The 13,902-nt window shown below is 45.3% G+C and carries 5 protein-coding genes, 1 tRNA gene and 1 pseudogene; 2 read left to right on the forward strand and 5 right to left on the reverse strand.

The window, feature by feature from the left end; translation table 11 throughout:
* Positions 1-64: 64 nt before the first annotated feature.
* The 5 genes from NG821_RS01285 to NG821_RS01305 all read right to left on the reverse strand — a co-directional run bounded on the left by NG821_RS01285 (position 65) and on the right by NG821_RS01305 (position 9,682).
* The gene (locus tag NG821_RS01285) at positions 65-2,179 is read right to left on the reverse strand and encodes a hypothetical protein (RefSeq protein WP_252759851.1); all 2,115 of its coding nucleotides are present in this window, start codon (positions 2,177-2,179) and stop codon (positions 65-67) included.
* 163 nt (positions 2,180-2,342) lie between these two features.
* Positions 2,343-5,171, reverse strand: coding sequence for a M16 family metallopeptidase (locus NG821_RS01290; RefSeq protein ID WP_252759852.1), 2,829 nt, complete (start codon positions 5,169-5,171; stop codon positions 2,343-2,345).
* Positions 5,172-5,309: 138 nt separating this feature from the next.
* Complete coding sequence (locus NG821_RS01295; RefSeq protein WP_252759853.1) at positions 5,310-7,340, reverse strand: M13 family metallopeptidase; 2,031 nt, start codon at positions 7,338-7,340, stop codon at positions 5,310-5,312.
* Between the two features lie 157 nt (positions 7,341-7,497).
* Entirely contained in the window at positions 7,498-8,139 is a 642-nt protein-coding gene (locus tag NG821_RS01300) for an FKBP-type peptidyl-prolyl cis-trans isomerase (protein ID WP_252759854.1), read from the reverse strand.
* Positions 8,120-9,682 carry a glycine--tRNA ligase gene (locus NG821_RS01305; RefSeq protein WP_252759855.1) on the reverse strand — a complete coding sequence of 521 codons (1,563 nt, stop codon included), beginning with the start codon at positions 9,680-9,682 and terminating at the stop codon, positions 8,120-8,122. The genes NG821_RS01300 and NG821_RS01305 overlap by 20 nt, the downstream gene beginning before the upstream one ends.
* Positions 9,683-10,147: 465 nt before the next feature.
* On the opposite strand from NG821_RS01305, the pseudogene NG821_RS01310 reads away from it, so the two are divergent.
* Positions 10,148-12,886, forward strand: a pseudogene (locus NG821_RS01310) (DNA gyrase/topoisomerase IV subunit A); the annotation flags it as partial.
* Positions 12,887-13,249: 363 nt separating this feature from the next.
* Positions 13,250-13,331: transfer RNA gene (locus NG821_RS01315), tRNA-Leu, on the forward strand.
* The last annotated feature ends 571 nt before the right edge of the window (positions 13,332-13,902 follow it).

The following is a 13,902-nucleotide window of genomic DNA, read 5'->3' on the forward strand; positions in this document are numbered from 1 at the left end:
GAATCAAACACTCTGCACTAGTCCATCTGATCCTTTGGTCAGGTCAAGAATTCCGATTCCCACGTCAAGGCAAAGGCAAAAGTCCTTCCCATCGTACATCCCAACCAACAGGAAAACCCGGGTTAGAACGCGTACAGCCATCCCAGCCTGCACACATCATGGCCACAGCAGTGAGAAGTCCCCCATTTCCGGGAAGATAGAGTCGTAGTCTGTTGTCCTGATAATTATGTCCATTGACCAAATAGGTATTTTTCTGTTTCGTCATAAGCAAAGCTTGCACGGCTCTTTCCGGTTCGCCTACACGGGCAGCACACATTGCTGTCATCGGATAATCCCATCCCCACGTCGTAGGCCAGTTCCAATGTTCCCAAACCCAAAGCAGGGTCTTGCTCATCACAGACGACTGGACCAGAGGACTTGAAGGCAGGACACCCAAGGCACCTAAAACTGCCGGATGGTCACTCGTGAAGCGAAGGGACGTAAAAGTGTTTACAGCAGATTCTGCAGACAGATAAAGACTGTCATTGTTCATAGCCAAAGGAGAAAGTTGGGAAAGGATCTTATCCCAAAGCGAGACTCGGCTCACCCCCCTGCGCTCTCTCCATTTCTGAGCCGTTCTCAGGGCAAAATACCAATAGGAGAGTTCGAAAGGCGGATTGACGGTAGAATCAGCCTTCAGTGTTTCCTGCGCAGGAATGCAACCTTTCAGAATATAACGGTGTCGGATGCTGTCATAAGTGGCAAAATCCGCCATAAATGTTGCAGTTTCATTCACCATGTCCCCGTACCGGGCGAGTATTTTCTTGGATTGAGCAGGTTCAGCGCGATAAAGGAGTTCTGCAAGATAGATCGGATGCGGTTGCTGCCAGATGAGATAAGACCCCACATTTGAAGGCACTTCCATCCCTGAAGGATCAGTCATTTTCATCCAACGCACGCCTTTGAAACCTTGCCTTTTGGCGATGGAGCGGGCAACGGGCAGCACCTTTACATACCAGTCGAGGCTCGGAGCCAACAACTCAGGATGCCCCCACAAAGCAAACTGTGCCTCATGCCACCACACCATTTCGAGATGGAATTTTCCAAACCAGGAGTTATAGGTGAGTCCGGTCTCTTGAGGCGGTGTGGAGCCGGCATCATTGACCGCCAGAAGATACTGTGAAAGCACGACCCGGCGCTCCAATTCCCTGGCCCTAGGATCTGAGACATGAGAAAAATCCACAATAGCACCTTTTTTCCAGAAACTCACCCAATGCCGGGCTGCCTCTTGAGACACCACAGAATAAGAATCATCCCCGGGTTGTACTGGGCCGTGATAGGTCGAGACAGGATAGAAAGAAACCGTAAAATTCAGTTTCTTCCCTTTGGGAGACAGGATAAAATCATTCTTGTCCAAACGCTTGAAATTCGCTGGACCACACCACCTGACTCTTATAAAATAGACCGTCGTATCGATTGTATGACGGAGAACAACCTCTTGCGAAGAAGACTTGAGAATATCCGTATGATGCGGCTTATCGGCACTCCAGTCACAGGCATCGTCACTGTGCCCGCCTGTAGGGTAAGGAAAGCGGAAGCGGATTCGGGGATGATCGTCTGAGACAATCGCGGATGCAATCTCATCCTTGTCAGGAGAACAGACGGTATGAACCTGATAACGCCTACCGCCATAAGCGAAACTACTCTGTACAGACCCCGTCCATAAATCCAATTTTTCTTTAATCGCAGACAACTTTGAAGGATCTGTCAAGTCCAGTCCAACGACTCCCAGATGCAGCCGATGAGGGTTTTCCCTCAACCAATTACTGGCATCATGCGGTCTCCCGGGTGCTTTGAACTGAGCAGAATATACTTCCTGATGACCTCTCCCGAAGTCCTTAGTCACAAAGGCATCTTCGGGGCGATAATGACCGGTATTCGGAAAACTGTGCCAGCCCCAGTCACTCATCGTCCCCAGACACACACCATGAGCATAGCGCTCGGGGAAAGTCTGGAGTCCCGTCGCATCAACGGTAAAGGCGAAATGACCGTTCCCTACTGTCAGAGCCTGCAGAGAATCGAGGGTCGTCACGACCGGGCAATTGCGATGCACCACCTGACTGCGGTCTATCGGTTGTGAAAAAACAGGTATAGCAACTAAAAACAAGGCTAAACCCAAGAGCGAATTTCTGATTTTCATGATCGTTAAGTAGTAGTTTGTTCGATGGACAAAGATAAGAAAAAAAACATTAAAAAAGGTCTGATACACAAGAATTTGTATCAGACCTTCATATTTCAAAAGATTTTAATCTCGTATAGGGACCTCGGAAACAGACCGTATCCCTATTGCAAGAGCATCAAACTCAACCTTTGATCGCATTCATCAGCACTTCGGCATGATTGCCACTCTTCAAAATAATATTCTTGAGGAAATCGGAAATCATCTGAGGCGTCGTGTTACGGACAGCATCTTTATATCCGGTATAGAAATCCAGTCCGTCATCTACATAACTGTTCAGGATATTGATCCAATAGCCATTGGTCTTGACTGCGACATCAGCATTTTTCAGCATCACAGCCTTCACCTTCTGCAGATCAGCAGGATCCGGTTTATCGACCGTCTCTTTCAAACCTGACAGGAAATAAGGGATTGCCTTGGCTGATTTTGCGGGATTCAACATGGCTATACCATTGATATTATAGTAAACCGACTTGTCAGGATTCTCATTGACTCCACTCTCAGCACTTGCAGAATAGGCAGCGCTCAAAGTTTCACGGATACTACGGTCATACTTCATATTCAGCAAGCGTGCAGCAATATCTACCACGACCTGATTCTGCAGACTGTTCTTAGACTTAGCGGAACGCCAGTTCTCTACAATCATATTCTGAGGGTTCTCCATCTTCTGGGTGAAGATATTCTTCACCTCACCGGTATAGCGGGGAATTTCATCATATTTGTCAGACTTCTTTCCTGTTGCAGGCAGAGACGCAATGTATTGTTCAAGCAGCGGACGGAGTTTGTCTTCATCAAAATTACCTACAAAGTAGTAATTGAAGTCGCTCGCATTACTGTAAAGTTCCTTGGCTGTCTGCAGTACCCAATCATAGTTGATGCCTGCGATCTGAGAAGATTTAGGAATCATGAACAATGCATTCTGCTTATACAATGTGCTGGACAGAGAGTCAGAGAATACCGACTGAGGGTTCTTGCTCTGGTTCTGGAGTTGCGTCGCTAAAGCATCCTTGAAGTTGTTCACGGATTTCTCGTCTTTGGCAACGTCTGTCATTTCCAGATAGACCAGCTGCATCAGAGTTTCCAGATCCTTAGGTGTTGACGCACCACTGAGACCGTGATTGTAAGTCCCTATAAAGAAGTTTGCATTAGCCTCTTTGCCTGCAAGAGCCTTGGAGAGTTCTGTATTGGAGAAATTCCCCAGTCCACTGGCATTGAGAAGTTCTGATGCCATGCTGATGTCAAGGTAATGAGATTTAGGAAAGGTATACTGGCCACCTTTTGCCTTAGCGTAAAATTGGATTTCATTATCTTTGAAATCGGTCTTTTTCAGATAGACATGTGCACCGTTGGAAAGTGTCAGTTCCTTGAAACCCAGTTTATTGTCCTCAGACTCTTTCTCTATCTTACCGGCTTTCGGGAGTTTGGTGATCAGCGGTTCATTCTTGACATGATCCACGTAAGCCGTCAGTTTGGTGTTGCGTACCTTAGCGACCACATCCTTCAACTGTTGTACAGTAGGATAAACGGCATTCGGCTTCTCCTGCATCATCACCAAAGTAACGAAATTGGTATCAGAAACACTGATCAATTGACGAGCCATCTCATTGACCACTTGCAGAGGAATATTAGGCATCAGCATCTTGTCGATCTGATATTCTTGTTCTACAGACGGTATAGGTTCATTGGAAATAAAATGATCAACATACTGGTCAGTAAACTGGTCATTTTTCATCTTGTTTCTATTGGCGTAAGCCGTCTCTATACCGCTCATGAAATTAGCCTTATAGCGCTCATATTCTGTAGCCGTAAAACCGAAGTCACGGACACGCTTTGCCTCATCAAGAACAGCCTGATAAGCCTGCAGGAGTTGTCCGGTCTTAGGCACCATGTCTATGGTAAAAGCATCTTTTGTACGAGACATCAGGTATTCCCCATAACTTGCGCCTGCCTGCAGATAAGGGCAGTTAGGTTCTTGGGAAAGTTCTGCATAGCGTGAACTCAGCATGGACCCGACAGCACCTTTTATGAAATTCTGAATCATATAGAGCATGCTGTTCTTTGCGGAATCCGGTGTGGCGTCATGCTTTATCATTGTCGCAATGACATCCATTTGCTGTTCCTTGTCCTTCTCTACTACATAAATAGGTTTATCATTGTTCGGGACTTTCTCTGGAATGACCTTAGGTGCATTTGCAGGGACCTTGATGTCACCGAAAAGCGCCTTGATCTGCGCCTCGATATGATTCACGTCTACGTCTCCGACGACGATGATAGCCTGATTGTCAGGGCGGTACCATTTCTGATAATAAGCCCGAAGGGTATTCGGATTGGACTTGTCTACCACGCTCATCAAACCTATAGGCATACGATAGCCATACTTACTGCCCGGATAAAGTGAAGGAAGCGCACGCTCCAACATACGTTGCTGGGCACTCATTCGCATCCGGTATTCGTTATGGACGACATCGCGTTCTCCGTCAATGGCTTTCTTGGAAAGTGTAATGCCATGTGACCAGTCTTTCAGGATCATCATGCAGGAATCCACTGCGGAAATACGTGTTGTGGGGACATCCGTGAAATAGTATACGGTCTGATCGATACCCGTATAGGCATTGAGGTTCCGCCCATATTCTACACCAATGCTCTGGAGGTATTCCTGCAGATCATTGTCCTTGAAATGGTCCGTCCCATTAAATGCCATGTGCTCCAACAAGTGTGCAAGGCCACGCTGATCGTCATTCTCATTGATGGAACCGACCTTTTGGGCAATGTAGAAACTTGCCACATGAGCGGGATAGTCATTGTGACGGATGTAATAGGTCAATCCATTGCTGAGATGCCCGATCCTCACATTCGGATCCAAAGGTATTTTCGGCATCGAGGATTGGGCACACACAGATGCCATCCCGGTGAGCAGCAACAGAAATGTTACTAAATTTTGTTTGAGATTCATACTTTTTAAAATATTAAACTGAACCGACAGCTATTCTAACTTACGAATAGATTCAATGATTAAATAAAAACCAGTCATTAGAATCCAGGAAAGAAATTCTTTCTTTTCTAATGACTGGTCGAATGAAATATCAATCTGTTACCAAATGTGAGCGCGTTTGTTCTTCGGCAGATACATCTTGTCACCTTTCTTGATATGGAAAGCATCATACCACCCGTCAATCTGAGGCAAGGCACCATTGACACGTGCCATGTTCGGAGAATGGACATCGGAAGTAATCAGCATTTGAATGTATTGCGGGGTCATATTGGATGCCCACACACGAGCCCAGGAAAGGAAGAAGCGTTGTGCAGGAGTAAATCCGTCAACGGTCTTCAACGGTGCTTTCTTCATCTCATTCTGGAAAGCACGATAGGAAATATTCAGTCCGCCATTATCGCCGATATTCTCGCCTAGGGTCTGTTTCCCGTTGATCTTCACACCCGGGAGAACTTCAAAGTTGCTGAAGTAGTCAGCCAGCACTTTCGTGCGCTTTTCGAAGTCGGCCTTGTCTGACTTGGTCCACCAGTTGCTCTCATTGCCGTTCTTGTCAAACTGGGAACCCTGGTCATCAAAACCATGGCTCATCTCATGTCCTATGACACCACCTATAGCGCCGTAATTAGCTGCTGCGTCTGCATTGGGATCAAAGAATGGAGGCTGAAGGATAGCTGCCGGAAAACAGATTTCATTTGTCGTGGGATTATAATACGCATTGATGGTCTGCGGAGTCATGCCCCATTCCGTCTTGTCTACCGGTTTGTTCACATGCTTCTTGACGTAATCATCACTTGCCCAGCGGCTGATAGCAGAAAGATTGTCATAGAGTGACAAACTGTCGTTCACCTGCAGACCGCTATAGTCTTTCCATTTATCAGGATAACCGATCTTGATGATATAATTCTTCAGTTTGTCCTGTGCCTTAGCCTTAGTGGCAGGCTCCATCCACGTTGCTTCATCAATACGTTGAGAAAGTGCCGTCTGGAGATTATGGACAAGATCCAGCATCATCTTCTTACTGCTTGCTGGGAAATATTTCCCCACATAAAGTTTGCCGATAGCCTCTCCCAATGTTCCACTGACCATACTGACAGCGCGTTTCCACCGGGGACGGTCTTCCTTGACGCCAGACATCACTTTACTGAATTCGAAAGCCGTTTTACGGAAATCATCACTCAGTTGACTGGAAGCATTAGAGATGACCTTTGCTTCTGCATATGCTTTCAAATCATCGAGCGGAGTATCAGCCAGGATTTTCTCCACTTCATGGATCGGTTCGGGCTCACCGACACTAAGAGCGTCAAAGGGAGGGAAACCTTGTGAAAGGAAGGTGTTCCCCCAATCGATTCCAGGAAAGTCAGTGACCAACTGGTCATAAGTCATTTTATGGTAATTGGCGTCTATGTCACGCAATTTCACTTGATCATAGCTTGCCTTGGCAATCTGCATTTCGATATTCCAGACAGCATCGACCTTCTTCTGTGCCGCAGCCTCATCGTCGCCAGTCATCTGAAAGAGTTTTTTCAGATAAGCCTTATAAGCTGCACGAATCTTCTGGCTCTGTTCATCCTGTTTGAAATAGTATTCCCGGATACCTAATCCGAGTCCGCCCTGGTCTACAGAGACAAGATTCATCGATGCGTTGCGTAGGTCTGCACCAGCCCCGATACCAAACATCATCGTCCCGTTACCTACATGGTCCAACTGTGCTGCGACCAACTGGTATTCCTTGCGACCTTTAATGTTCTTGATCCGATCAAGCACAGGTTTCAAGGGAGCCCAACCTTCTTTGTTCAGGCGGACACTATCCATCACCAATTTATACAAATCGCCGATTTTCTGTCCTAGTGAACCTTTCTTCTGTGGGGTACTTGCGTATTCCTGAATAAGATCACGAATACGTTTCTGATTTTGGTCATACAGGTCAATAAAAGCACCGTTATCGGTATGCTGGGCATCCAAAGGATGTGATTTCAACCATCCTCCGACAGCATACTGATAGAAATTGTCACCGGGTTTTACAGAGGTATCCAGATTGGATCTGTCATAACCTGTTGACTGACTGTTCTGTGCCATTGCCGGTGCTGCTGAGCAAAGCAAAGAAGTAAACAACAAAATTTTGTAATTCATATCTATTCGAAAGTTTGATGGGATCGCAGGTATGCCCAAGGAGCAACCGATCCCATCTTGCATTAATTATTATCCCAATTCAGTTATTCTCTTAAATTATAGACTGTCGTTCTTCGGCTATCAAGACACACAATCCTTTTCCTCCATTCGGCTTCAATCAATTTGACAACGTAGAAGGAGGTGACAAGTAACTCTGAAGAGTCACGTCGAATTTCAACATCGAGTAAGCGGGAATATAAGAAGTAGTACCTTCCGTCCCCTGTGCAGCAGAACCATATCCTAACTGATACGGGATATAAATGATCCACCGGTCTCCAGTATGCATTTTCATCAAGGCTGTCGTAAAGCCGTCAATGACGGCTGACGTCAGAAAAGACGCTGGAACAGCTGTAGTAGGATCAAGGACATCCCCTGTCCAAGAACAGTCAAAACAGGTGCCGTTGATCAGATAAGCAGCATAATGGACATGCACGCTATCAGTCAGGAGTGGACTCTCCTTTCCTGCCCCCTGCTGAACGACATGAACAAGGATACTGTCGACAGAAGTAAAGGTCACTTTGGCATTGTTATAAGGTGTCTGCCCCTCATAAGCCCAGTTGCAAAGCACCTTCCATGTAGAATCACCCATCGCTATGCGGTTACGCGCATAGGCTGTCGTGTCACTGAAAGCCTTGTCATTACGACTATGCCAATCAGCAAATTTATCTACGGTTCCATCATCTTGACTGCAGGCAGTCATTACCATCAACACGCCGAAAAGCAGTGCTGTGGAGCAATATTTAATAGTTTTTGATAACATTGGCCAGTTTTTTCAATAAACTTGTAATGCTGACGCGATCCTCTATAATCGTACGCAGATTGTCAATATCTACGCGATCTTGTTCCATTGTATCCCTGAAACGGATAGTGACCTTATGGTCTGTAGGCGTGTCATGGTCTACTGTCACGCAGAAAGGAGTGCCGATGGCATCCTGACGGCGATAACGCTTCCCGATAGAATCTTTAGGATCACCATACTGTGTATAGAAATGGAATTTCAGGTCATCCACGATCTGATGAGCGATGTCTTCAAGTCCACCTTTTCTGTCAAGTGGGAACACGGCACATTTGACTGGTGCAAGAGCCTCAGGCAATTTCAAGACAATACGCGTTTCCCCATTCTCGAGTTTTTCTTCAGTATAGGAATGACACATAATACTCAGGAACATTCTGTCCAACCCTATCGAAGTCTCCACATCATACGGTGTATAACTCTCTTTCAGGTCAGGGTCATAGTATTTGATCTGACGCCCGGAGAACTTCTCATGCTGGGAAAGATCATAGTTAGTCCGGGAATGAATACCTTCCACTTCCTTGAAACCAAAAGGCATCTTAAATTCAATGTCCGTAGCAGCATTAGCGTAATGCGCCAATTTCTCGTGGTCATGGAACCGGTAATTTTCAGCTCCCATTCCCAGTGTTTCATGCCAAGCCAAGCGGGCTTTCTTCCAATATTCAAACCAATGTTTCTCTGTACCGGGCTGGCAGAAGAACTGCATCTCCATCTGTTCAAACTCCCGCATACGGAAAATAAACTGGCGGGCAACGATCTCATTTCTGAAAGCCTTTCCAATCTGAGCAATGCCAAAAGGTAATTTCTGACGACTGGAGCGTTGAACATTCAGAAAATTGACGAAGATACCCTGAGCAGTCTCAGGACGGAGATAGATCAGATTCGTTGCATCTGATGTCGAACCGACCTGAGTGGAGAACATCAGATTAAACTGCCGTACATCGGTCCAGTTCTTTGTGCCGGAAATCGGATCAGCTATTCCCTCATCCAATATGATTTGTTTCAGTTCTTTCAAGTCCGGTCCCTGCATGGCAGCAGTGTACCGTGCATGCAAGTCATCCCGCTTCTTCTGATGTTCCAGGACACGGGTATTGGTCTCACGGAATTTCTTCTCGTCAAAAGCATCACCGAATTTCTTGGCTGCTTTCTTGACCTCCTTATCGATTTTCTCATCGTACTTAGCAATCTGGTCTTCAATCAAATTGTCTGCACGATAACGTTTCTTAGAGTCACGGTTGTCAATCAATGGATCATTAAAAGCGTCCACATGACCGGATGCTTTCCACACTTTCGGATGCATGAAGATAGAAGCGTCAAGACCAACAATATTCGGATGCAGCAGGATCATGCTCTGCCACCAGTATGTCTTGATATTATTTTTCAATTCTACGCCATTCTGACCATAGTCATAGACAGCTGCAAGGCCATCATAAATTTCACTACTAGGGAAGACAAAGCCATATTCTTTGCAATGACTGACTATCTTCTTGAAAACGTCTTCTTGTGCCATCTTCTTTTGCTCTGTTTTTAATTTGAATTTAATATTTGCAAAGATACATCTTTTTTTCTGGAATATGCAAATAATGTTTTGCTTTCAAAGCAAGTTAACAACAATTAGCAACAAAAGAGACCTCTCCTCTGCAATAGGGCATCCGGCATGACCCGATAGTCCATTTGTATCGATAAAAACTCAATTGAAGATTCCCATTGTGCAGGTAGCGTCTGTTTCTCATTCTGCAATGGCCATAAGCGATCCACTGGCGTGGATAGCCAGCACTTGCCTTCCCTGCTTCTTTCTCATCCCGGATGAGTCTTCATACCCTCAATCTAGAGGATAGAAAGAAATGCTGAGGAGACTGATCCTGACTCGGAATCAAAGCCTTTGCAAGGTGAAAACGGGGCTGCATTTTGAGAATCCAAAATAATTCACTATATTTGCAAGGGTAAAAAATCAAGATACTTACAAGAAGCTTATATGGACGACGAAAACAAGAAGAATCACACAGAAGATCCCGACTACAAAGATAAGGCAGACACCGGCAGTGAGGAGGACCTCTCCAATCAGCATTCTGACTACACACCTGTAGAGCGATTTGACGCTTCTGCCGTACATCACCTTTCAGGAATGTACAAGAACTGGTTTCTCGACTATGCTTCTTATGTGATTCTGCAGCGTGCCGTCCCCAGTATTGAAGACGGTCTGAAACCTGTGCAGCGCCGTATCCTCCACTCAATGAAAAGGATGGACGACGGCAGATACAACAAAGTAGCGAATATCGTCGGGCATACCATGCAGTTTCACCCGCACGGGGATGCCTCCATCGGAGATGCTCTCGTGCAGTTGGGACAGAAAGAACTGCTGATAGATACGCAGGGCAACTGGGGAAATATCCTTACAGGCGACCGGGCTGCCGCACCTCGCTATATCGAGGCTAGACTATCAAAATTCGCCTTGGAGACTGTCTTCAATCCCAAGACGACAGACTGGCAGCTCTCGTATGACGGACGTAACAAAGAGCCTATCACCCTGCCGGTAAAGTTTCCTCTGCTCTTAGCTCAGGGGGCTGAGGGCATTGCCGTAGGTCTTGCCTCTAAAATACTGCCGCATAATTTCAACGAACTTTGCGATGCAGCTGTCAAATACCTCAAGGGTGAACCTTTTCAACTCTATCCTGATTTCCCCACAGGTGGCGCTATAGACGTCAGTAAATATAATGACGGTCAGCGTGGGGGCGTCCTCAGAATAAGGGCGAAGATTGAAAAACTGGACAGTAAGACACTGGTCATACGCGAAGTCCCCTACGGAAAGACTGCAGCCACCATCCAGGATTCCATCACGAAAGCGGTGGAAAAAGGCAAACTGAAGATCCGCCGTGTTGACGATATGACTGCCCGTGAGGTGGAAATCCAAATCCATCTCACTCCGGGTACTTCTTCTGACAAAACTATCGATGCCCTCTATGCTTTCACAGACTGCGAGACGAATATCAGCCCCAACTGTTGTGTGATCATGGACGACAAACCTTGTTTCCTGACGGTCAGTGATGTGCTCAAATATTCCGTAGACCGGACAGAAGGACTGCTCCGCAAAGAACTGATGATCAGGAAAAGGGAACTGGAAGAACAACTCTTCTTCGCTTCCTTGGAACGCATCTTCATCGAACAGCGCATCTACAAGGAGAAAAAGTTTGAACAGGCAAGCAATATGGACGAAGCCATCGCTTTCGTCGACTTGAAACTCCAGCCGTTTACCAAGGATTTTATCCGACAAGTCACAAGAGATGACATTCTCAAACTGATGGAGATCAAGATGCAGCGCATCCTGAAATTCAACAAGGATAAGGCCGAAGAACTGATTGCCAGGATCAGGGCGGAAATAGAGGCTATCAACAAGGATTTGAACCAGATGACGAAAGTCACCATTGACTGGTACGAATACTTGAAACAGAAGTATGGCAAAGGCCATCCCCGCAAAACGGAAATCCGCAATTTTGATACCATCGAAGTGACGAAAGTCGTGGAAGCCAACCAGAAACTCTATATCAACCGACAGGAAGGTTTCATCGGGACCGGATTGAAAAAGGATGAGTTTGTGTGCAACTGTTCTGACCTGGATGACATCATCATCTTCTATAAGAACGGGAAATATAAAGTCATCAAGGTGACCGACAAATACTTTGCCGGAAAGAATATACTCTGGGTACAGGTTTTTAAGAAAAACGACAAGCGCACTATCTACAATGTGGTCTACCGTGATGGTCAGAAAGGATACACCTATATCAAGCGTTTCAATATCCCTGCTATTATCCATGACAAGGAGTATGACCTGACACAAGGCAAACCGGACTCCCGGATCCTTTATTTCTCCGCCAATCCCAATGGGGAAGCCGAAGTCATCAAGGTCACGCTGAACCCTACTCCCAAGAAGAGGAATATCTTCATCTATAAGGATTTCGCCCAGATCATGATCAAAGGTCGTTCTGCAAGAGGAAATATCCTGACCAAAGAGAGCGTCCACCGTATAGGACTGAAGAGTCATGGACATTCTACCTTAGGCGGAAGGAAAGTGTGGTTTGATCCTGACGTCCTCCGTCTCAACTATGATGAGCATGGCAAGTTTCTGGGTGAATTCCACGATGACGACGCTGTGCTTGTCATCCTGAAGAACAATGAGTTCTATATCACTTCCTTCGATGCCAACAACCATTATGAAGATAACATCTACAGACTGGAGAAATGGGATCCGAACAAGATATGGACGGCGGTACTCATCGATGCAGACAACCAGAATTATCCCTACATCAAACGGTTTACGATGGAGGCGACCAGGAAGCATCAGAACTTCCTCGGAGACAATCCGAATTCCAAACTTATTCTGCTTACTGATACACCTTATCCACTTATCAAGATGACTTACGGAGGAGCGGACGCTGTCCGAACCCCTGAGACAATCGATGTGGACCAGTTTATCACTGTCAAAGGTTTCAAGGCTAAAGGCAAGCGGCTTACAACTTGGACTGTAGGCAAAATAGAAGAACTGCCACCGGAGAAACAACCTGAACAGGAGGAAACGGATGCCTCTGATTCTGATCCTGATGAGAGTGCCGATGGCATGACTCAAACAGAAGAAGACCTTGACCCTGATAAAGATAAAAGTCAACAGGAGGTTATTGATGAGATGACTGGACAATTGAGCCTTTTCCCGGAAGACGAATTGGAAGGGAAACAGGTTTCTACACCTGATGTTCCTCCTACAAAGTCGGAGTCTGCCGTTCCCAAACCCTCAACAGAAGACAACAAGAATATAGGCAACCGAAAATCGGACAAACAAGAAACACACGTCAATCAGAAATCAAAGAAGACCAACAAACGTTCTGCTTCAGGTTCATCAACATCAAAAGATGACGATCCTGAATCAAATCAGTAACTTTTTCCGCCTGATGCAAACAGACGGAGAAGTTCTTTTCTGATTATCGGAATCAAAAGGAATAAGTTGAAATAAGATTTGATTTAAAAAGAAATAATTCTGAGAGGGCTTTAAATTCAGATTTTATTTGTACTTTTGCAAACACTTCCAGCGCCTGTGGCGGAATTGGTAGACGCGCTAGACTTAGGATCTAGTAGTTTACGCTGTGCAGGTTCGAGTCCTGTCAGGCGCACACAACAAAATTGCAAATACATAACCACACAGGTATTTGCAATTTTTATTTGTATAATTTCCCGTTATATCACCAGCGTTTCTCTTTGTTTTAATCAAAGATTCTTGCATTAACTGATTTTAGGTCAACAAAAGTATAGAGTCCAGATGGGTCACTTATGAGAGAATAATGTTCACGATTGATTTCATGGACAAATATCTATTGTTCGATATTAAGTTCTTCTGACGGAAGTCGACCTCTAAGGCTGAAAATGCATTGTATTTATGTATCTAATTGTTTACTTCGGTAGAATATATATCCATTTTAAAATTTACCATTACACAATAAGCTAAATTGATGACCAAAGGGTCGGCTTTTCATTATTACACGTTAATAATAAAGTGCAGAAAAGCACCTTTTAAAGTTTAGAAAATATGCAGAAATAGCTATCTTTGTGCTTCGAAATGTCTTAGCCTGGAAAAAGTTGACTTAAAGAAGTTAAATTTAAATCAGGAAAGAGATGAAAAAATATTACGAATTTACGGAAGCAGAGCAACGGTCAGTACTGAAGGATTACTACGAAGGCTGTATG

This window comes from Segatella cerevisiae, assembly GCF_024054555.1.
Lineage (GTDB): Bacteria > Bacteroidota > Bacteroidia > Bacteroidales > Bacteroidaceae > Prevotella > Prevotella cerevisiae.